Here is a 21,980-nt window from a genome sequence, read left to right on the forward strand (position 1 = left end):
GAACATGTGGCAAAGCTATATCAACGGCCTGCTGGTGGCCTTCGGCCTGATCATGGCGATCGGCACGCAAAATGCGTTTGTACTGGCGCAAAGCCTGCGCCGCGAACACCACCTGCCGGTGGCGGCACTCTGCGTGGCCTGCGATGCCTTGTTGGTGGCCGCCGGTGTATTTGGCCTGGCGACGGTGCTGGCACAGAACCCGACCCTGTTGGCCATTGCCCGTTGGGGCGGCGCGGCGTTTCTGTTGTGGTATGGCAGTCAGGCGTTGCGCCGGGCCTGTTCCCGGCAGAGCCTGCAGCAGGGCGAAAACCAGACCGTTCGCTCGTTGCGCGCAGTGATGCTCAGTGCACTGGCGGTGACGCTGCTTAATCCGCATGTCTATCTGGACACTGTCTTGCTGATCGGCTCCCTCGGCGCTCAACAGACCGAACCCGGCGCGTACGTGGTGGGTGCGGCGAGCGCCTCATTGTTGTGGTTCTTCACCCTGGCGCTCGGCGCCGCATGGCTGGCGCCGTGGCTGGCACGGCCAGGCACCTGGCGTATCCTTGACCTGTTGGTGGCGGTGATGATGTTTGCCGTAGCACTGCAGTTGATCACTGCCGGCTGATTTATTCCAAATGGCTCTGGAACCTCTATTCCACACAGTTGTTGCGTGGTTATGCCGCACCCCCGGTGCTATGATCCGATCCCTGCGCCGCAAAGAGTACAAACTCCCCGGCGCTTGTTTGGCCGCCCGTGATCGGCCTTGCGCTCACCGCAACAGACCTGATTAGGAGAATTATCATGGCTTTCGAATTGCCGCCTCTGCCGTACGCACACGATGCCCTGCAGCCGCACATCTCCAAGGAAACCTTGGAATATCACCACGACAAGCACCACAACACCTATGTCGTGAACCTGAACAACCTGGTGCCAGGCACCGAGTTCGAAGGCAAGACCCTGGAAGAAATCGTCAAGACTTCCTCGGGCGGCATCTTCAACAACGCCGCTCAAGTGTGGAACCACACTTTCTACTGGAACTGCCTGGCGCCAAACGCTGGCGGTCAACCAACCGGCGCGCTGGCTGACGCCATCAACGCAGCCTTCGGTTCGTTCGACAAGTTCAAGGAAGAGTTCAGCAAGACTTCCATCGGCACGTTCGGTTCCGGTTGGGGCTGGCTGGTGAAAAAGGCTGACGGCTCCCTGGGCCTGGCCAGCACCATCGGTGCCGGCAACCCGCTGACCAACGGCGACACCCCGCTGCTGACCTGCGACGTTTGGGAACACGCTTACTACATCGACTACCGCAACCTGCGTCCGAAGTACGTTGAGGCGTTCTGGAACCTGGTTAACTGGAAGTTCGTGGCTGAGCAGTTCGAAGGCAAAACCTTCACCGCTTAAGCTCGACGCTCCTGAGAAACCCGGCTTTCATGCCGGGTTTTTTTACGCCCGAAGAAAAATGCGAGCCATAAAAAACCCGCTGACGAATCAGCGGGTTTTTTATGGCAGCGACCAAAGGATCAGAAATCCTCCAACCGCCACACTTCGTACGCCGGCGTCTCGTAGGGGTGACTCTGTTTAAGAGCCGCCACCACCGAGCCAATCAACTCATCGGCCACCACCAGCTCGACCTTCCATTCCTCGACCCGCTGGACCTGCCCCGCCTCGCCAATGAACGGCTGACTGCCGTCCAGTGGACGAAACTGGCCCTGGCCCAACACCTGCCAGGCACAGTGATCGTAAGTGCCGATCCGCCCGCCACCGGCGGCGAATACGGCACTTTTGACCACGTCGACATGGCTGTCGGGAACGAAGAAAGCGAGCTTGTACACAGCTATCAGTTCACCCACACACGCGCATTACGGAACATACGCATCCAAGGCGCGTCTTCGTTCCAGTCTTCCGAACGCCACGAGTTCTGCACGGCACGGAACACACGCTCCGGGTGCGGCATCATGATGGTCACGCGCCCGTCGCGACTGGTCAAACCGGTGATCCCGCGCGGCGAGCCGTTCGGGTTGGCCGGGTAGGTTTCGGTGACCTTGCCATGGTTGTCGACGAAACGCATCGCCACGCAACCGGACAGATCAGCTTCCAGCAACGCTTCTTCGCTGGCGAACTCGGCATGGCCTTCACCGTGGGCGATGGCGATCGGCATGCGCGAACCGGCCATGCCCTGCAGGAAGATCGAGTTCGACTCCTGGATCTGCACCATCGCCACGCGCGCTTCGAACTGCTCGGAACGGTTACGCACGAAGTGCGGCCAGAACTCACTGCCCGGGATCAGCTCGTGCAGGTTGGACATCATCTGGCAACCGTTGCACACACCGAGGGTGAAGCTGTCGTTACGCTCGAAGAAACCCTGGAACGCATCGCGGGCGCGGCTGTTGAACAGCGCCGACTTGGCCCAGCCTTCACCGGCGCCGAGTACGTCACCGTAGGAGAAGCCGCCGCAGGCAACCAGGCCCTTGAACTCGTTCAGGTCGACACGACCGGCCAGGATGTCGCTCATGTGCACGTCGATCGCGTTGAAACCGGCGCGATCGAACGCGGCGGCCATTTCCACCTGACCGTTGACGCCCTGCTCACGCAGCACGGCAACCTGTGGGCGGATGCCTTTCTTGATGTAAGGCGCGGCGATGTCCTGGTTGACGTCGTAGCTGAGCTTGACGCTCAGGCCCGGGTTGTCTTCTTCCAGCAGCACGTCGAACTCTTGATCGGCGCAGTCGGCGTTGTCACGCAGACGCTGGATCTGGTAGCTGGTCTCGGCCCACTGGCGTTGCAGCAGACGACGCTGGCCTTCGAACACGGTGTCACCGTTGAAGGTGATGTTGATCTGGCCATTGTTGATCGGCTGGCCGATCACCGACACGCACTCGCCAAGGCCGGCAGCGCTGAATTGCGCAAGGATGTCGGCAGTAGCGTCCTGGCGAACCTGGATCACGGCGCCCAGTTCTTCGTTGAACAGGATCGCGGCGATGTCAGCGGACGTTTCTGCCAGGCCGTCGAGGTTCAGGCTCAGGCCGCAATGGCCGGCGAAGGCCATTTCCACCACGCTGGTCAGCAGACCACCGTCGGAACGGTCGTGGTAAGCCAGCAGGTGACCGTCGGCGTTGAGGCCCTGGATCACTGCGAAGAAGGCTTTCAGGTCTTCGGCGTCATCGACGTCCGGAGCCTGCTTGCCGAGCTTGCCATGCACCTGGGCGAGGATCGAGGCCCCCATGCGGTTCTGGCCACGGCCCAGGTCGATCAGGATCAGGTCGGTGGTGCCCTTGTCCATGCGCAGTTGCGGGGTCAGGGTCTGACGGATGTCAGTCACTGGCGCGAAACCGGTCACGATCAGGGACATTGGCGAGGTCACGGCCTTGTCCACGCCTTCATCGTTCCAGCGAGTGGCCATGGACATCGAGTCCTTGCCCACTGGAATGGTGATGCCCAGCTCAGGGCACAATTCCATGCCGACCGCTTTCACGGTGTCGTACAGGCGTGCGTCTTCACCCGGGTGACCGGCGGCGGACATCCAGTTCGCCGACAGCTTGATGTCGGAGATCTTGGCGATGCGCGAAGCGGCGATGTTGGTCAGGGTTTCGCCGATGGCCATGCGGCCCGACGCCGGAGCGTCCAGCAGTGCCAGCGGAGTGCGCTCGCCCATGGCCATGGCTTCACCGGTGTAGACGTCGAAGCTGGTGGCGGTGACGGCAACGTCGGCCACCGGCACCTGCCATGGGCCGACCATCTGGTCACGGGCCACGAGCCCGGTGATGGTGCGGTCGCCGATGGTGATCAGGAAGCTCTTGCTCGCGACGGCCGGGTGATGCAAGACGCGCTCGACGCAGTTGCCGATGTCCAGGGTCGACGGATCGAAATCGTCGCCCAGCTCGTTTTCACGCACTACCGAACGGTGCATGCGCGGGGCTTTGCCCAACAGCACTTCGAGCGGCATGTCCACCGGGCTGTTGCCGAAGTGGCTGTCGGTGACGGTCAGCTGCGGCTCGGCCGTGGCTTCGCCGACGACGGCAAACGGGCAACGCTCACGTTCGCAGATCGCCTTGAAGCGATCGAAGTCGGCCGGGCCGACTGCCAGCACGTAGCGTTCCTGGGATTCGTTACTCCAGATTTCGTGCGGGGCCATGCCCGGTTCGTCGTTGGGAATGTTGCGCAGTTCGAAACGGCCACCACGGTCGCCGTCGTTGACCAGTTCCGGGAAGGCGTTGGACAGGCCGCCCGCACCCACGTCGTGGATGAAGCTGATCGGGTTCTTGTCGCCCAGTTGCCAGCAACGGTCGATGACTTCCTGGCAGCGACGCTCCATCTCAGGGTTTTCACGCTGCACGGAGGCGAAGTCCAGGTCTGCCGAGCTGGTGCCGGTGGCCATGGAAGAAGCCGCGCCGCCGCCCAGGCCGATCAACATCGCCGGGCCGCCGAGCACGATCAGCTTGGAGCCGACCACGATCTCGCCTTTCTTGACGTGTTCTTCACGGATGTTGCCCATGCCGCCAGCCAGCATGATCGGCTTATGGTAACCGCGCACTTCATCACCGTGCGGGGTGCTGATCGACTGTTCGAAGGTACGGAAGTAGCCGGTCAGTGCCGGACGACCGAACTCGTTGTTGAACGCAGCGCCGCCCAGCGGGCCTTCGATCATGATGTCCAGCGCGGTAACGATGCGCTCGGGCTTGCCGTACGGCACTTCCCAAGGCTGTTCGAAGCCCGGGATCTGCAGGTTGGACACGGTGAAACCGGTCAGGCCCGCTTTTGGCTTGGCGCCACGACCGGTCGCGCCTTCGTCACGAATCTCGCCACCGGAACCGGTCGATGCGCCCGGGAACGGGGCAATGGCGGTCGGGTGGTTATGGGTTTCAACCTTCATCAGGATGTGCACCGGCTCCTGCACCGCGCCGTACTGGCGGGTTTCGGGGTCCGGGAAGAAACGCCCGGCCACGGAGCCGACGATCACCGAAGCGTTGTCCTTGTAAGCCGACAGAACGCCCTCGCTGTGCATCACGTAGGTGTTCTTGATCATGCCGAAGAGGCTTTTTTCCTGGCTTTCGCCGTCGATGTCCCAACTGGCGTTGAAGATCTTGTGACGGCAGTGCTCGGAGTTCGCCTGGGCGAACATCATCAGTTCGATGTCGTGCGGGTTGCGCTTCAAGCCGACGAAGGCGTTGACCAGGTAGTCGATTTCGTCTTCCGCCAGGGCCAGGCCCAGTTCGGTGTTGGCTTTTTCCAGCGCGGCGCGGCCGCCACCCAACACGTCGATCGCGGTCAGGGGCTTGGGTTCGGCGTGGCTGAACAGACCGGCAGCCTGTTCGAGATTGCCCAGGACGATCTGGGTCATGCGGTCGTGCAGTGCGTCGGCGATCAACTGGGCTTCAGCGTCGCTGAACTGGCCAGCCACATAGAAGGCAATGCCGCGCTCGATACGCTGGATCTTGGTCAGGCCGCAGTTGCGAGCGATGTCGCTGGCCTTGCTCGACCAGGGCGAGATGGTGCCGAAACGTGGCAACACCAGGAACAGACGACCGGTCGGCTCCTGGACCGGAACGCTTGGACCGTACTTCAGAAGGCGCGCAAGCACCTGCTGTTCGTCGCCGGTCAGGTCGCCGGTAACTTCGGCGAAGTGAGCGAATTCAGCATACAGGCCACTGACAGCCGGAACCTTCTGGCTCAGTTGCTCAAGGAGCTTGCTGTGGCGAAAGGCAGAAAGGGCAGGAGCGCCGCGCAGGATCAACATCTTCGGGACAGCCTCGGGAAGGGGTGTGCTTTGAGGCCGTGCATTCTAGCCTAAACAGCCAGCGACAGCACCCGAAACGCTACGCACGGTTGCACTCGAGTGCCGATCTGTGTTTCTGCCCCGAAAGTCAGGTTAACCAGGCGGGTAACGACAGCTTATTTTAACTGTATCAAAATGCTGAAAAGGCCCGTTCCAGCGGGGTTTTGCCCGCTTTTGCGATCTCTAGCAGACTACCCCGTTGCTGTCGAGATATGGCGCTCGTGGTCCTTTGCGTATACTGCGCAAATGTTTTCCCCAACGGCTTTGCGTCCGCGGTACGCCAAATGGCTGATCGCAACCGGACTCTTCCTGATGCTCAGTGGCTGTGTTGATAAACCCAACACGCTGGAGCGCGTAAAGGAGGATGGTGTGCTGCGGGTGGTTACCCGTAACAGCCCCGCCACCTACTTTCAGGATCGCAACGGTGAAACCGGCTTCGAATACGAGCTGGTGAAGCGCTTCGCCGACGATCTGGGGGTCGATCTCAAGATCGAGACGGCCGACAACCTCGACGACCTGTTCAATCAGGTGGGCAAGCCCAATGGCCCGGTCCTGGCGGCGGCCGGCCTGGTCAGCAGCGAAGCACGCAAAAAACAGGTGCGGTTCTCCCACCCCTACCTGGAAGTCACCCCACAGGTCATCTACCGCAACGGCAAGTCGCGCCCTACCGACGCGAAGGACCTGGTCGGCAAGAAGATCATGGTGCTCAAGGGCAGCACCCATGCCGAGCAGCTCGCACAGCTGAAACAGAAATTTCCCGGTATCGAATACGAAGAATCCGACGCGGTCGAGGTCGTGGATCTCCTGCGCATGGTCGACGAAGGTCAGATCGATCTGACGCTGGTCGACTCCAACGAAGTCGCGATGAACCAGGTGTATTTCACCAACATCCGCGTTGCCTTCGACCTGGGTGACGCCAGCAACCAGAGCTGGGCCGTGGCGCCGGGCGACGACAACAGCCTGCTCAACGAGATCAACGAGTATCTGGACAAGGTCAAGAAAAACGGCACCCTGCAACGCCTCAAGGACCGTTATTACGGGCATGTCGATGTACTCGGCTACATGGGCGCGACCACGTTCGCCCAGCACTTGCAGCAGCGTCTGCCCAAGTACGAACCGCACTTCAAGGCTTACGCCAAGAAAGAACAGGTCGACTGGCGCCTGCTGGCGGCGATCGGTTATCAGGAATCCCTGTGGCAACCGGCCGTGACGTCCAAGACCGGTGTGCGCGGCCTGATGATGCTGACCCAGAACACTGCGCAAGCCATGGGCGTGTCCAACCGCCTCGATCCCAAGCAGAGCATCATGGGCGGCGCCAAGTACCTGGCCTACATGAAGGACCAGCTCGACGAGTCGATCCAGGAACCGGATCGCACCTGGTTTGCCCTGGCCGCCTACAACGTCGGCAGTGGTCACCTTGATGACGCCCGCAAGCTGGCGGCCAAGGAAGGGTTGAATCCAGACAAATGGCTGGACGTGAAAAAAATCCTGCCGCGCCTGTCCGAGAAGAAGTGGTACAGCAAAACCCGTTACGGCTACGCCCGTGGCGGCGAGCCGGTGCATTTCGTGGCGAACATCCGTCGCTACTACGACATCCTGACCTGGGTAACGCAGCCGCAGCTTGAAGGCGATCAGGTCGCCGAGGGCAACCTGCATGTGCCGGGGATCGACAAGACCAAGCCGGCCCAGGAGCCTGCCCCCCTCTAACAGCCATCTCAATCAAATGTGGGAGCGGGCTTGCTCGCGAACGCGGTGTGACAGTCAACCAAGATGTTGAATGTTGAACCGCATTCGCGAGCAAGCCCGCTCCCACATTGGTTTTGTGTTGTTTTTAAGACTTGGCGGCAGCCGCCAGGATCAACGCCTTCATCTCGGACACAGCCGACTTGAAGCCCACGAACAGCGCATGGGCCACCAGCGCATGGCCGATGTTCAGTTCGTTGATGCCCTTGATCGCGGCCACCGCCTCGACGTTGTGATAGTGCAGACCGTGGCCGGCATTGACGATCAGGCCCTGCGCCAGGCCGAACGCTACGCCGTCGGCGACGCGCTTGAGCTCTTCAGCCACTTCGGTCGGCGTCTCGGCATCGGCATAACGACCGGTGTGCAGTTCGATGGCTGGCGCACCGACGCGACGCGATGCTTCGATTTGCCGTTCGTCGGCATCGATGAACAGCGACACTTCAGAGCCAATCCTCGACAGGCGCTCCACAGCAGCCTTGATCCGCGCCTCCTGCCCCGCCACGTCCAGCCCACCTTCGGTGGTCAGCTCCTGGCGGGTTTCCGGCACCAGGCAGATATGCGCCGGACGGATGCGCTCGGCGAACTGCATCATTTCTTCAGTGACGCCCATTTCGAAGTTCATGCGGGTTTGCAGCACGTCCTTGAGCACCAGCACGTCGCGCTCCTGGATGTGCCGGCGGTCTTCGCGCAGGTGCACGGTGATGCCATCCGCGCCCGCCTCTTCCGCATCCAGTGCCGCCTTTACCGGATCCGGGTAGCGCGTGCCCCGGGCCTGACGCAGGGTGGCAACGTGGTCGATATTCACGCCAAGAAGAATGCGGGTGCTGGTGGTCACGGAAGCGCTCCAGAAAGAGAAAAAGTTCGGTGCACAGCATACGGGGAGACTACGGCTTGCGAAACAGCTCGCGACTGACCAGTGGACGACCGCCCAAGTGAACAGCCAGTGCCTGGCGCATCAAACGCTTGGCCGCTGACAATGCACCCGGCGCACTCCAGTCGGCCTCAGCCATGGCCAGCAATTCGGCGCCGTTGAACAAACCGGGCTGCAGCAGATAGACCCGCTCCAGCCCCGCATCCACCTGCAAACGGTAGAGACCGTCTGGCGCAACGGGTTCGTCGTGGATATCGGTAGTCAATGAAAAGCCGTAGCCCAGATCATCCAGCAAGCGCCATTCGAACGACCGCAGTAACGGCTCAAGGGCCCGACCTTCGGCCAGGGCGAGCAAGGTCGCGGCATAGTGATCGAACACCGAAGGGAAAGGGTCTTCGGCGGGTAGCAGGCGAATTAACAGCTCATTGAGATAAAGACCGCTGAACAGTGCCTCACCGTTGAGCCAGGTGGCGATGCCGGCGCTCTCCATGCGCCCGACATTCTTCAGCTCTCCACGCCCGCGAAACTCGACCTCCAGCGGCACGAACGGCCGCGCCAGCGTCCCGGCCTTGCCCCGTGCACTGCGCAATACCGCCCGCAGCCGACCTTGCGGCGTGAGGAAGTCCACCAGGGCGCTGTTTTCGCGGTAGGCACGGGAATGGAGGACGTAGGCGGGTTGGGGGATGGGTTGGGACATGGAGCTCTCAATGATGGATCGCGATTTGCTGACAACCCAAAACCAATGTGGGAGCGAGCCTGCTCGCGAAAGCGGTGGAACAGTCAACATCAATGCTGAATGTTACATCCTCTTCGCGAGCAGGCTCGCTCCCACAGTGGATCGTTATGCAGTCTTACAGGTCGCCGTAGCCCAGCGAACGCAGGGCACGCTCGTCGTCGGACCAGCCGCCCTTCACCTTGACCCACAGGTTGAGCATGATCTTGGAGTCGAACAACAGCTCCATGTCCTTGCGCGCCTCAGTGCCGATGCGCTTGATGCGCTCGCCCTTGTCGCCAATGATGATTTTCTTCTGGCCATCACGCTCCACGAGGATCAAGGCATGGATATGCAGGGTCTTGCCCTGCTGCTTGAACTCTTCGATTTCGACGGTGATCTGGTACGGCAGCTCGGCGCCCAACTGGCGCATGATTTTTTCGCGTACCAGCTCGGCGGCGAGGAAACGGCTGCTGCGGTCGGTAATCTGGTCTTCCGGGAAGAAGTGATCGTTCTCCGGCAGATGATCAGCGATGACTTTTTCCAGCGCGTCGAGGTTGTGTCCGTGCTGCGCCGAAATCGGGATGATCTGTGCGTTCGGCAACTGCTCCTGCAACCAGCTCAGGTGCGGCATCAGCTCGGCCTTGTCTTCGATGCGATCGGTCTTGTTCAGCGCAACGATCAGCGGGCCGGTGACATATTGCACGCGCTCGAGGACCATCTGGTCTTCGTCGGTCCACTTGGTGCGATCCACCACGAAGATCACCACGTCGACGTCTTTCAATGCCGCCGAGGCAGTCTTGTTCATGTAGCGGTTCAAGGCCTTTTCGCCGCCCTTGTGCATACCGGGCGTATCGACGTAGATCGCCTGCACATCACCCTCGGTCTTGATGCCGAGCATGTTGTGACGGGTGGTTTGCGGCTTGCGCGAGGTGATCGCCAGCTTTTGGCCGAGGATGTGGTTGAGCAGCGTGGACTTGCCCACGTTCGGACGGCCGACGATGGCAACATAGCCACAGCGCGTTGCGTTTGTATCAGTCATTGCCATTCTCCACACCCAGGGCAATCAGTGCTGCAGCGGCCGCTACCTGTTCGGCAATGCGACGGCTCACACCCTGACCTCGGCTTTTTTCATTCAATAGGATGATTTCACATTCGACGAAGAACGTCCGGCAATGGGGTTCACCCTGGATATCCACCACTTCGTAACGCGGCAGCTCGCAACCACGGGACTGCAGGAATTCCTGCAGGCGGGTTTTTGGATCTTTGTTGGTGTCGACCAGCGTCAGGCCTTCGAACTCCCCAGCCAGCCAGGCCAGCACGCGCTCGCGCGCCACTTCCATGCCGGCGTCCAGGTAGATCGCGCCAATCAGCGCTTCCAGGGCATCGGCCAGAATCGACTCGCGACGAAAACCGCCGCTTTTCAGTTCGCCGGAGCCCAGGCGCAGGTACTCGCCCAGATCGAAACCACGGGCCAGTACGGCCAGGGTCTCACCCTTGACCAGGCGTGCGCGCAAACGCGACAACTGGCCCTCGCGGGCCAGCGGGAAGCGATCGAACAGCGCCTCGCCAGCAACGAAGTTGAGGATGGCATCACCGAGGAATTCCAGGCGTTCGTTGTTACGCCCGGCAAAACTGCGGTGGGTCAGGGCCAGGACCATCAGTTCCTGATCCTTGAAGGTATAGCCGAGCTGACGCTCGAGACGGCTTAAGGAGACGCTCACGGTTTACCCACGCTGAGTTCGTGGTTGGATTCCACCGCCATCGCCGGGAGTCGGCGCAGGCCTGGGACAATTAACGCTGTGTTCAAAAATAACGTCCTGAATATCGTTGTTTTCATGCCTCTGTCGCCGATTGTACCGACTCCAGAAATGCATTCGGCGCTGTGTTCAACAGCGCCGTGCTTGATTACTGGATCAGGCCAACCCGCGAGAAATTCGGCAGGTGACTGAGTTTGGGTTCCGGCCAGCTCATCCAGACCGCGAAGGCCTTGCCGACGATATTCTTGTCGGGAACCATGCCCAGCAGATCCTTGGGAATGGCTGGATCATCCCAGTAGCGACTGTCGTTGGAGTTGTCGCGGTTGTCGCCCATCATGAAGTAGTGCCCGGCAGGCACTGTCCATGTACGGTCCGGTGTTGCGCGATAGCGACTCATTTCCTTGCGGATCAGGTGCTCGGCGACACCGAGTTTTTCCTTGTAGAGCTCGGCACTGCCCAGCGTGCCCGGCTCGGAGCCGACCAGCTTTTCGGCAATCGACTCACCGTTGACGAACAGACGCTTGTCAGCGGTGTACCGCACCGTATCGCCCGGCAACCCCACTACACGCTTGATGTAGTTGACGTTCGGATCGCTCGGATAGCGGAACACCATCACATCGCCACGCTGTGGCTCACCGACTTCGATGACTTTCTTGTCGATCACCGGCAAGCGAATCCCGTAGGAAAACTTGCTCACCAGAATGAAGTCGCCGACGTCCAGGGTCGGTTTCATCGAGCCCGACGGGATCTGGAACGGTTCCACCAGGAACGAACGCAGCACCAGCACGATGAACAGCACCGGGAAGAACGACTTGCCGTATTCGACCAGCAACGGTTCCTTGCCCAGTTTCTCGATCACCACCCCATCAGGCTGGCTGACGCTGCCCTGATAGGAGGCGATGGCGGCACGCCGACGCGGCGCCAGGATCAACAGATCAAGCAACGCCAACAGGCCGCAGACGAATACGGCGATGACCAGCAACAGCGGGAAATTTAGTGACATAGGACCTAACTATCCAACCTGAGCACGGCAAGGAAGGCTTCTTGCGGAATTTCCACGTTGCCGACCTGCTTCATGCGTTTTTTACCGGCCTTTTGCTTTTCCAGCAGCTTTTTCTTACGGCTGACGTCACCGCCGTAGCATTTGGCCAATACGTTCTTTCTGAGCGCCTTGACGGTTGTACGCGCCACAATCTGCCCGCCAATGGCGGCCTGGATTGCCACGTCGAACATCTGCCGCGGAATCAGTTCTTTCATCTTCTCGGTCAACTGGCGACCTTTGTAGTGCGCATTGTCACGGTGCACGATCAACGCCAGCGCGTCGACCTTGTCGCCGTTGATCAGCACGTCCAGTTTCACCAGACTAGCCGATTGGTAACGATCGAAATGGTAATCCAGCGAAGCATAGCCGCGACTGGTGGATTTCAGGCGATCGAAGAAGTCCAGGACCACTTCGTTCATGGGCAAGTCGTAGGTCACTTGTACCTGGGAGCCCAGGAACAGCATGTCGACCTGCACACCACGCTTTTCGATGCACAACGTAATGACGTTACCCAAGTGCTCTTGCGGCACAAGGATATTGGCACGCACGATCGGCTCGCGCATGTCCTCGATGGAAGACAGGTCCGGCAACTTCGACGGGTTATCGACGTAGATCGTCTCGCCGGTCTTGAGCAGCAGCTCGAAGATTACCGTCGGCGCCGTGGTGATCAGGTCCAGGTCATACTCGCGCTCCAGGCGCTCCTGGATGATTTCCATGTGCAGCATGCCGAGGAACCCGCAACGGAAGCCGAAGCCCAGGGCGTCGGAGCTTTCCGGGGTGTACTGCAGCGACGAATCGTTCAGGGTGAGCTTTTGCAGGGCCTCACGGAAGTCTTCAAAGTCGTCGGAGCTGACCGGGAACAGGCCGGCGTAGACCTGCGGCTGGATGCGCTTGAAACCTGGCAGCACATCGACGTCCGGCGTCGAACTCAAGGTCAGGGTGTCGCCCACGGGGGCTCCGTGAATGTCCTTGATGCTGGCGATGATGAAGCCCACTTCACCGGCCTTCAGGTCAGCGGTAGGGGTGTGTTTCGGGTTGAATACACCGACGCTGTCCACCAGGTGGATCTTGCCGGTGGACTTGACCAGGATCTTGTCACCCTTCTTCACGCGGCCGTGACGCACGCGCACCAGGGACACGACGCCCAGGTAGTTGTCGAACCAGGAGTCGATGATCAACGCTTGCAGCGGATCTTCTATGTTGCCGGTGGGTGCAGGAATGGTAGTAACCAGACGCTCCAACACCTCATCGACGCCCAGGCCGGTCTTGGCAGAGCAAGTAACCGCGTCGGTGGCATCGATGCCGATGATTTTTTCGATTTCTTCTTTTACGCGGTCCGGATCGGCCTGTGGCAGGTCGATCTTGTTCAGCACCGGCATCACTTCCAGGCCCTGTTCGATCGCCGTGTAGCAGTTGGCAACCGACTGCGCTTCAACGCCTTGACCGGCATCGACCACCAGCAGCGCGCCTTCACAGGCGGCCAGCGAACGGCTCACCTCATAGGTGAAGTCAACGTGACCTGGGGTATCGATGAAGTTCAGTTGGTAAGTGACGCCATCACGAGCCTTGTAGTACAGGGTGACGCTGTGCGCCTTGATGGTGATCCCGCGCTCGCGCTCAAGATCCATGGAATCCAGTACCTGGGCTTCCATTTCACGCTCGGCCAGGCCGCCGCACATCTGGATGAAGCGATCGGCCAGCGTCGACTTGCCATGGTCAATGTGGGCGATGATGGAGAAATTGCGGATATGACTCAAATCACTCACGGATCAACACTCAAAAAGGCTGCAGGCATAGCCCGCCGAAAAATAGCCGGGAATTGTACCTGATCCACGGCGCAAGCGTCACGTTTGCAGGCCAGACGGCCCGTACAAAAACGCCCCGGTCTCGTGACAGGGGCGTTTTTTATCAGCTGCGAAGCGATGAACAAGTCGCCATCAACCGGCGCGACGCAACAACCACAGCCCCGCCAGGGCACAGACACCGGCTGGCACGAGCACCGCAAACAGTGGCGAAAAACCGAAGACCAGGCTTGAAGGCCCCAGCAAATCCTGGGCAATGCGGAAGGTGAAACCGACCAGCACACCGGTAAATACCCGCTGACCGAGGGTCACCGAGCGCAGCGGACCAAAGATGAAGGAGATCGCCATCAGCACCAGGGCAGCGGTAACCAGCGGCTGCAACACCTTGACCCAAAATGCCAGCCAGTAACGGCCATTGTTCAGCCCCTGGTCAGCCAGATAGTGGATATAGCCCCACAGCCCCGAGATCGACAGCGATTCCGGCGCCATGACCACGGTACTCAGCAACTGTGGGCTCAATGCCACATCCCAGCGTTCGACCGGGGCGTTCACCACTTCGGTGCTCCTTTCGTGGAACACCGTGGTGGTGACGTCGGACAACTGCCAGTGATCCTTGTCGAACTCGGCGCGCTTGGCGAAGCTCGCCGACAGCATGTGCCGCTCCTTGTCGAAGTGGTAGCGGGTCACGCCGTACAGCAGGCCATTGGGTTGCACGGAGTTGACGTGGATGAATTCGTCACCCTGGCGATGCCACAAACCGTGTTTGGCGCTTTGCGCATCGCCACTGCCCTGGGCCAGCGAGCGGTTGGCCTGGGCGGTGCTTTCAGTCGCCGGCGCGACGTATTCGCCAATCAGCACTCCCACCACCATCAGCACCAGCATCGGCTTCATGACCGCCCAGACGATCCGCCCGATGGACACGCCAGCCGCACGCATGATGGTCAGTTCACTGTTGCTGGCCAGGCTGCCGAGACCGATCAGGCAACCGATCAAGGCGGCCATCGGCAGCATGTCGTAGAGCCGGCGTGGTGCCGTCAGCAGCACGTAGCTCAGGACGTCGAGCAATGTATAGGTATCACTGGCATCGCCCATCTCGTCGATGAACGCAAACAACGTGGCCAGGCCGAGAATAATCCCCAATACCGCCAGGATCGCCATGAACACACTGCTACCGATGTAACGGTCGAGCTTAACCACGGGCCACCTCCAGCGCGCTGCGACGACTCGCCATCTTCAAGCGCAAAGGCTCCCAGTAGAGCAGACCCAGGCCAATGGCCAGGAATATCCCATGCACCCACCACAAGCCCAGCGCCGGTGGGATCTTGCCCTTTTCAAGCGCACCGCGAGCGGCAATCAGGATAGTCAGGTAGGCCATATAAAGAAGGATTGCCGGCAACAACTTGAGGAAACGTCCCTGGCGCGGGTTGACCCGCGACAATGGCACCGCCATCAAGGTGACGATGAACACCAGCAACGGCAGGGACAGGCGCCATTGCAGCTCGGTACGCGAACGCAGGTCTTCGCTACCCAGCAAGGAGCTCGTGGGCATCGCGTCACGGTCGGTCACTTCGTCGCTGACGTCCGGCTTGGGCAGCAGCACGCCGTATTCGTCGTACTTGATCGCCCGGTAATCGGCCTGCCCCGGACTGCCGTCATAGCGGTAGCCATTATCGAGGATCAGGTAGCGGTTGCCGTCGGGGCGAATTTCCTGACGGCCTTTTTCCGCCACCAGCACGGAGATCCCGCGATCCTTGTTGTCGGAACCGAGGTTCTTTTGCGAGATGAAGACCCCCGCCAGATGGATGCGGTCATCAGACAACTGCTCGGTATAGGTCACCCGCGTGCCATCGCGCAGGGCCTGGAAACGGCCAGGCTCCAGGGTGTCGAACTCGGTCAGGGCGTCCTGCTTGTTCAGCAGCAGCTGGAACTGATTGGCGCCTTGTGGCGCCAGGCTCAGGCTCAACCAGGCAACGACCAGCGCAACCAGGGTGGCCGGAAACAGGGTCATGCGAAACAGGCGTTGCTGGCTCATGCCCGTGGCCGACAGCACGGTCATCTCGCTCTCAAGGTACAGGCGGCCATAGGCCAGCAGTATCCCGAGAAACAGGCCCAGCGGCAGGATCAATTGCAGGAATCCCGGCAGGCGAAAACCCATGATGAGGAACAGTGAGCCCGGGTCCAGTTGACCCGAAGCGGCCTGCGCGAGGTACTTGATGAAGCGTCCACTCATGATGATGACCAGCAGCACCGCACTGACGGCACTCAAGGTCAACAGGACTTCGCGGGATAGATAACGAAAGACGATCAAACCAGACACTCCAGGGTTGTCAGGCTATGGCGGCCAAACAAGCAAACACGTCAGACAGCCCGCAAGGCAGGGCCGCCGAAAAAAAGATTGCGCATTATCCTGTGATTGGGTGCGCCTGTCACTGCGCAATGCTCGAGCAGGAATGTAGGAGCGACCTCGCTCGCGATGGTCGTCAACGATAACGCGGGGAGTCTGACACCCCGCGACGGCCTCAGGTTCTTCGCGAGCAGTCGAGCGTCGACCGGCTGCTCCCACAATCTACAACCGAGGGTTGTCAGGCGCCGCTGGCGAGGTTCAAACTGCCGCCTTCGTCGCCGGTCGATCCTGGCGCCTTTCTATTTATAAGCAAGCGCTGCCCATACCTTGTCCAGCGCTTGCTATTGACCATCAATTCAGGGATCCGGACATGGAACTGGTTGTAAAAAGCGTCAACCCGCAAACGTTGAAAACCGCCACGCTGGTGGTTGCCGTCGGCGAGGGCCGCAAGCTCGGCGCCGTTGCCAAACAGCTCGACGAACTCAGCGCTGGCGCCATCAGTGCCGTACTCAAGCGCGGCGACCTGGCCGGCAAGGTTGGCCAGAGCCTGTTGCTGCACAGCTTGCCGAACCTGAAAGCCGAACGCGTTTTGCTGGTCGGCGTGGGCAAGGACGAAGAACTGGGTGACCGCCCGTTCCGCAAAATCGTTGCCGGCATCCTCAACACGCTCAAAGGCCTGGGTGGCAGCGACGCCGTGCTGGCCCTGGACGAAATCGTGGTCAAGGGCCGCGACAGCTATGGCAAGACCCGCCTGCTGGCCGAAACCCTGGTGGACGGCGAATACCAGTTCGACCAGTTCAAGAGCCAGAAAGCCGAGCCGCGCGCGCTGAAGAAAATCACCCTGGTGACCATCAAGGCCGCCGAGGCTGAAGTGCAACGCGCCGTGACCCACGCCACCGCCATCGCCAACGGCATGGCGTTTACCCGTGACCTGGGCAACCTGCCGCCGAACATCTGCCACCCGACCTTCCTCGGCGAGCAAGCGAAAAACCTCGGCAAGCAATTCAAGGACCTGAAAGTCGAAGTCCTCGACGAGAAAAAGATCAAGGCCCTGGGCATGGGCTCGTTCTACGCCGTCGGCCAGGGCAGCGCCCAACCGCCACGCCTGATCGTCATGCAATATAACGGTGGCAAGAAGTCCGAGAAGCCCTACGCCCTGGTCGGTAAGGGCATCACGTTCGACACCGGCGGCATCAGCCTCAAGCCGGGTGCCGGCATGGATGAAATGAAGTACGACATGGGCGGCGCCGCCAGCGTGTTCGGCACCGTGCGTGCCGTGCTCGAACTGAAACTGCCGATCAACCTGGTGTGCATCCTGGCTTGCGCCGAGAACATGCCCAGCGGCAACGCTTCGCGCCCGGGCGACATCGTTACCACCATGAGTGGCCAGACCGTGGAAATCCTCAATACCGACGCCGAAGGCCGTCTGGTGCTGTGCGACGCCCTGACCTACTCCGAGCGATTCAAGCCGCAAGCGGTGATCGACATCGCCACCCTGACCGGCGCCTGCGTGGTTGCACTGGGCTCTCACACCTCGGGCCTGCTGGGCAACAACGAGCAATTGATCGACCAACTGCTCAGCGCCGGCAAGGCTGCGGACGACCGCGCCTGGCAACTGCCGCTGTTCGATGAGTACCAGGAGCAGCTGGACAGCCCGTTCGCCGACATCGCCAACATCGGCGGCCCGAAAGCCGGCACCATCACCGCGGCTTGCTTCCTGTCGCGCTTCACCAAGAACCTGAACTGGGCGCACCTGGACATCGCCGGCACCGCCTGGACCAGCGGCGGCAAGGACAAGGGCGCCACCGGCCGTCCGGTTCCGCTGCTGACCCAATACCTGCTGGACCGCGCCAAAGCCTGAAACCAATGACCCGGGGCGACGTCACTTCTGGGCGACGTCGACCCGGGCTCAGGAACCGCAATGACCAAAGTCGACTTTTACATCCTGCCCAGCGCCGATCCTTCGGCGCGGCTGGACTTCGCCTGCAAGCTCACGGAAAAAGCCTGGCGCATGGGCCATCGCGTCTACCTGCATTGCAGCGATGCGGCCCAGCGTGACGATCTCGATGCGCGCCTGTGGACATTCAAGGGTGAAAGCTTCGTGCCCCACGGCCCCGCCGAAAATGAACCGGACAGCCTGATCGTGCTGGGCGTTGGCGATGACTGCGGTTCGCATCAGGACCTGCTGGTCAATCTCGACCTGAAAGTACCGGCCTTTGCCCAGCGTTTCGCCCGCGTGGCGGAAGTGGTGGTCGAAGATCCGGTCATACGCACGGCTGCGCGGGAGAGTTTCCGTTTCTACCGCGAACAGGGCTATCCTCTGCAAGATCACCGTTTACAGCGACTCTGAGCATTCCGATGGACACTCCAAAACCGCTGCAACAATCCGCGCACCTGCTGGACGACCTCGAGTCGATCCGCCAACTGCTCGGCGATGACAACCTGCAACCACCGCTGCTGACTGACACGGTCGAGGAAGGTGACCAGGAACAGATCCCGATGTTGTTCGACACCGTCCGCGAACCCGCGCCGGCCGTCGCACCAACACCCCCCAAACCTGCTGCCGAACCCGCGCCGAGCGCCAATCAGAACGCCGACGCCCTGCTCTACCTCGACAGCGAACTGCGCGCCGCTGCGCAATTGATCATGCAAGACGTGATCGACGACTTCGCGCCGCACATCGAAACCGAAATCAAACGCCGCCTCAGCGCGCGCATGGATCGGTTGCTGAGCCAGTACAACGACTGAGCCATACACTGCCCCCCTGTGGGAGCGGGCTTGCTCGCGAAAGCGGTCTGACATTCAACATTTATGCTGACTGATACGACGCCTTCGCGAGCAAGCCCGCTCCCACAATGGATTTGCGCCGTATTTGATGCTGCGTGCCGTCCGCCCCTGCTCGCCCTGCGCCCCATGCCCCGCTATACTTGCCGGCTTTTCCTGAACAAATGCCAATAGGGTCCCGCCGCGCATGGATAAGACCTACCAGCCGCACGCCATTGAAACTTCCTGGTACAACACCTGGGAGTCAGAGAATTACTTCGCCCCGCAAGGCGCGGGCGAGTCCTACACCATCATGATCCCGCCGCCGAACGTCACCGGCAGCCTGCACATGGGACACGGCTTCAACAACGCGATCATGGACGCCCTGATCCGTTTCCGCCGCATGCAGGGTCGCAACACCCTGTGGCAACCGGGTACCGACCACGCCGGTATCGCCACGCAAATGCTGGTGGAGCGTCAACTCGAAGCCCAGGGCCAGAATCGCCACGACCTGGGCCGCGACAAATTCCTCGAGAAAGTCTGGGAATGGAAGGATCAGTCCGGCGGCAATATCAGCCGTCAGATCCGTCGTCTAGGTTCGTCCGTGGACTGGAGCCGCGAGCGCTTCACCATGGACGACGGTCTCTCGGAAGCCGTGAAGGAAGCGTTCGTGCGCTTGCACGAAGACGGCCTGATCTATCGCGGTAAGCGCCTGGTCAACTGGGACACCAAGCTGCACACGGCGATTTCCGACCTTGAAGTGGAAAACCACGACGAAAAAGGTTTCCTGTGGAACCTGAAGTACCCGTTGGCCGATGGCGCCAAGACCGCTGAAGGCAACCCGTTCCTGATCGTCGCGACCACCCGCCCGGAAACCATGCTCGGCGACTCCGCCGTCGCGGTTAACCCGAACGATGAGCGCTACAAAGCCCTGATTGGTAAATTTGTCGAGCTGCCGCTGGTCGGCCGCCGCATCCCGATCATCGCCGACGATTACTGCGACCCTGAATTCGGCACCGGCTGCGTGAAAATCACCCCGGCCCACGATTTCAATGACTACGAAGTCGGCAAGCGCCACAACCTGCCGCTGCTGAACATCTTCGACAAGAACGCTCATGTCTTGCCAGCCGTCCAGGCGTTCAACCTCGATGGCACCTTGAACGAAACGATCGACGGCAAGATCCCGGCTGAGTATGCCGGCCTGGACCGTTTCGAAGCGCGTAAACAGATCGTTGCGGCGTTCGAGGCCGCGGGCCTGCTGGTCAGCGTTGACGATCACGCCCTGAAAGTACCGAAAGGCGACCGTTCCGGCACCATCATCGAGCCGTGGCTGACCGACCAGTGGTATGTGTCCACCAAGCCGTTGGCCGAACCTGCGATTGCCGCCGTCGAGGACGGTCGCATCCAGTTCGTGCCGAAACAGTACGAAAACATGTACTTCTCGTGGATGCGTGACATCCAGGACTGGTGCATCAGCCGTCAGCTGTGGTGGGGCCACCGGATTCCCGCCTGGTACGACGAGTCGGGCAAAGTCTACGTCGGTCGCGACGAAGCCGAAGTACGCGCCAAGCACAACCTCGGCCCTGACGTCGCGCTGCAACAGGACAACGACGTACTCGACACCTGGTTCAGCTCGGGCCTGTGGACCTTCTCCACGCTCGGCTGGCCGGAACAGACCGAATTCCTGAAGAAATTCCACTCCACCGACGTCCTGGTCACCGGCTTCGACATCATTTTCTTCTGGGTTGCCCGGATGATCATGCTCACCATGCATTTGGTGAAGAACGAAGACGGCACGCCGCAGGTGCCGTTCAAGACCGTGTACGTGCACGGCCTGGTGCGTGATGGCCAAGGCCAGAAGATGTCCAAGTCCAAGGGCAACGTCCTGGACCCACTGGACATCATCGACGGTATCGAGCTGGAAGAGCTGGTGCAGAAACGCACCTCCGGCATGATGCAGCCGAAACTGGCGAAGAAGATCGAGAAGCAGACCCGTGAAGAGTTCGCCGAGGGTATCGCCAGCTACGGCACCGACGCCCTGCGCTTCACCTTCTGCTCGCTGGCGTCCACCGGTCGCGACATCAAGTTCGACATGGGTCGCGTCGAAGGCTATCGCAACTTCTGCAACAAGATCTGGAACGCAGCGCGCTACGTGCTGGACAAGGGCGAAGACTGCGGCCAGAACGGCGAAGCCTACGAGCTCTCGCTGGCTGATCGCTGGATCATTTCGCAGCTGCAACGCACCGAAGCCGAAGTCACCCGCCAGCTCGACCAGTTCCGTTTCGACCTGGCCGCGCAAGCCTTGTACGAGTTCATCTGGAACCAGTACTGCGACTGGTACCTGGAACTGTCCAAGCCTGTGCTGTGGGACGAAAACGCCCCGGTCGAACGCCAGCGCGGCACCCGTCGCACCCTGGTTCGCGTGCTCGAAGTTGCCTTGCGCCTGGCGCACCCGTTCATGCCGTTCATCACCGAAGAAATCTGGCAGCGCGTCGCACCGCTGGCCGGCATCGAAGGCAAGACGATCATGCTGCAACCTTGGCCAGTGGCCAATGAAGCGCGCATCGACCAGGCCGCCGAAGACGACATCGAATGGCTCAAGGGCCTGATGCTCGGCACGCGTAATATCCGTGGCGAGATGAACATCGGCCCGGGCAAACCGCTGCCGCTGTTCCTGAAGAACGTCAGTGCACAAGACCAGCGTCGCCTGACCGAGAATGAAGCCCTGCTGAAGAAGCTGGCACGTCTGGAATCGATCACCGTGCTGGCTGCTGGCGAAGAGGCACCGCTGTCCGCCACCGCCCTGGTCGGCGAGATGGAAGTGCTGGTGCCAATGGCTGGCCTGATCGACAAAGGTGCCGAGCTTGCGCGCCTGGACAAGGAAATCCAGCGTCTGCAAGGCGAAGTGCAGCGCGTCGGCGGCAAGCTGTCCAACGCCGGGTTCGTTGACAAGGCTCCGGCCGAAGTCATCGACAAGGAACGCGCCAAACTGGCCGAAGCCGAACAGGCTCTGGGCAAGCTGGCCGAGCAGCATGCGCGGATTGCCAGTCTGTAACGGCAAATCGCAATAAAAAAGGGAGGCCCAAGTGGCCTCCCTTTTTTATGTCCACCGCAAATCCCCCTGTAGGAGCTGCCGCAGGCTGCGATCTTTTGATCTTGCTTTTAAAAAACAAGATCAAAAGATCGCAGCC

At 60.7% G+C, this 21,980-nt stretch carries 17 protein-coding genes; 7 read left to right on the top strand and 10 right to left on the bottom strand.

What is annotated here, in order from left to right:
* Positions 1 to 4 precede the first annotated feature (4 nt).
* Positions 5 to 607 carry a LysE/ArgO family amino acid transporter gene (locus QLG10_RS19725; RefSeq protein ID WP_110752794.1) on the top strand — a complete coding sequence of 201 codons (603 nt, stop codon included), beginning with the start codon at positions 5 to 7 and terminating at the stop codon, positions 605 to 607.
* A gap of 176 nt (positions 608 to 783) precedes the next feature.
* The gene (locus tag QLG10_RS19730; protein ID WP_020799465.1) at positions 784 to 1,380 is read left to right on the top strand and encodes a Fe-Mn family superoxide dismutase; all 597 of its coding nucleotides are present in this window, start codon (positions 784 to 786) and stop codon (positions 1,378 to 1,380) included.
* Between the two features lie 119 nt (positions 1,381 to 1,499).
* Here the strand turns inward: QLG10_RS19730 and QLG10_RS19735 are convergent, their stop codons facing one another.
* Both QLG10_RS19735 and purL read right to left on the bottom strand, forming a co-directional pair.
* On the bottom strand, positions 1,500 to 1,811 hold the full coding sequence (locus tag QLG10_RS19735) for a YqfO family protein (protein WP_110752792.1): 312 nt from the start codon (positions 1,809 to 1,811) through the stop codon (positions 1,500 to 1,502).
* Positions 1,812 to 1,816: 5 nt separating this feature from the next.
* Positions 1,817 to 5,713, bottom strand: coding sequence for a phosphoribosylformylglycinamidine synthase (gene purL, locus QLG10_RS19740; protein ID WP_110752790.1), 3,897 nt, complete (start codon positions 5,711 to 5,713; stop codon positions 1,817 to 1,819).
* A 285-nt stretch (positions 5,714 to 5,998) separates the two neighbouring features.
* Here purL and mltF point away from each other — a divergent pair, with 285 nt between their 5' ends.
* On the top strand, positions 5,999 to 7,459 hold the full coding sequence (gene mltF, locus QLG10_RS19745; protein WP_188264095.1) for a membrane-bound lytic murein transglycosylase MltF: 1,461 nt from the start codon (positions 5,999 to 6,001) through the stop codon (positions 7,457 to 7,459).
* 124 nt (positions 7,460 to 7,583) lie between these two features.
* On the opposite strand, the gene pdxJ is transcribed toward mltF, so the two are convergent.
* The 8 genes from pdxJ to lptF all read right to left on the bottom strand — a co-directional run bounded on the left by pdxJ (position 7,584) and on the right by lptF (position 15,990).
* Positions 7,584 to 8,330 (bottom strand): pyridoxine 5'-phosphate synthase, encoded by a 747-nt coding sequence (pdxJ, locus tag QLG10_RS19750; protein ID WP_110752786.1) that lies wholly within the window; start codon positions 8,328 to 8,330, stop codon positions 7,584 to 7,586.
* 49 nt (positions 8,331 to 8,379) lie between these two features.
* Positions 8,380 to 9,063, bottom strand: coding sequence for a DNA repair protein RecO (recO, locus tag QLG10_RS19755; protein WP_020799459.1), 684 nt, complete (start codon positions 9,061 to 9,063; stop codon positions 8,380 to 8,382).
* A gap of 154 nt (positions 9,064 to 9,217) precedes the next feature.
* Positions 9,218 to 10,120 (bottom strand): GTPase Era, encoded by a 903-nt coding sequence (era, locus tag QLG10_RS19760; RefSeq protein ID WP_020799458.1) that lies wholly within the window; start codon positions 10,118 to 10,120, stop codon positions 9,218 to 9,220.
* Positions 10,113 to 10,802, bottom strand: coding sequence for a ribonuclease III (gene rnc, locus QLG10_RS19765; protein WP_018927089.1), 690 nt, complete (start codon positions 10,800 to 10,802; stop codon positions 10,113 to 10,115). Before rnc ends, era begins: the two co-directional genes overlap by 8 nt.
* A 184-nt stretch (positions 10,803 to 10,986) precedes the next feature.
* Complete coding sequence (gene lepB, locus QLG10_RS19770) at positions 10,987 to 11,841, bottom strand: signal peptidase I (protein WP_110752782.1); 855 nt, start codon at positions 11,839 to 11,841, stop codon at positions 10,987 to 10,989.
* Positions 11,842 to 11,846: 5 nt separating this feature from the next.
* Complete coding sequence (lepA, locus tag QLG10_RS19775) at positions 11,847 to 13,646, bottom strand: translation elongation factor 4 (RefSeq protein ID WP_020799456.1); 1,800 nt, start codon at positions 13,644 to 13,646, stop codon at positions 11,847 to 11,849.
* 171 nt (positions 13,647 to 13,817) lie between these two features.
* Positions 13,818 to 14,879 carry an LPS export ABC transporter permease LptG gene (gene lptG, locus QLG10_RS19780; RefSeq protein ID WP_110752780.1) on the bottom strand — a complete coding sequence of 354 codons (1,062 nt, stop codon included), beginning with the start codon at positions 14,877 to 14,879 and terminating at the stop codon, positions 13,818 to 13,820.
* Complete coding sequence (gene lptF, locus QLG10_RS19785; protein ID WP_188264097.1) at positions 14,872 to 15,990, bottom strand: LPS export ABC transporter permease LptF; 1,119 nt, start codon at positions 15,988 to 15,990, stop codon at positions 14,872 to 14,874. The genes lptG and lptF overlap by 8 nt, the downstream gene beginning before the upstream one ends.
* Before the next feature lie 406 nt (positions 15,991 to 16,396).
* Here lptF and QLG10_RS19790 point away from each other — a divergent pair, with 406 nt between their 5' ends.
* From QLG10_RS19790 to QLG10_RS19805, 4 genes are all read left to right on the top strand, one after another.
* Complete coding sequence (locus QLG10_RS19790; RefSeq protein WP_033039432.1) at positions 16,397 to 17,887, top strand: leucyl aminopeptidase; 1,491 nt, start codon at positions 16,397 to 16,399, stop codon at positions 17,885 to 17,887.
* A 60-nt stretch (positions 17,888 to 17,947) separates the two neighbouring features.
* Positions 17,948 to 18,376: a DNA polymerase III subunit chi gene (locus QLG10_RS19795; RefSeq protein WP_188264098.1), complete on the top strand. Its 429-nt coding sequence runs from the start codon at positions 17,948 to 17,950 to the stop codon at positions 18,374 to 18,376.
* Between the two features lie 8 nt (positions 18,377 to 18,384).
* Complete coding sequence (locus QLG10_RS19800) at positions 18,385 to 18,774, top strand: DNA polymerase III subunit chi (protein ID WP_110752772.1); 390 nt, start codon at positions 18,385 to 18,387, stop codon at positions 18,772 to 18,774.
* 223 nt (positions 18,775 to 18,997) lie between these two features.
* Complete coding sequence (locus QLG10_RS19805; protein WP_110752770.1) at positions 18,998 to 21,844, top strand: valine--tRNA ligase; 2,847 nt, start codon at positions 18,998 to 19,000, stop codon at positions 21,842 to 21,844.
* The last annotated feature ends 136 nt before the right edge of the window (positions 21,845 to 21,980 follow it).

The sequence above is a fragment of the Pseudomonas sp. V98_8 genome (assembly GCF_029967975.1).
In the GTDB taxonomy this organism is placed as follows: Bacteria; Pseudomonadota; Gammaproteobacteria; order Pseudomonadales; family Pseudomonadaceae; genus Aquipseudomonas; species Aquipseudomonas umsongensis.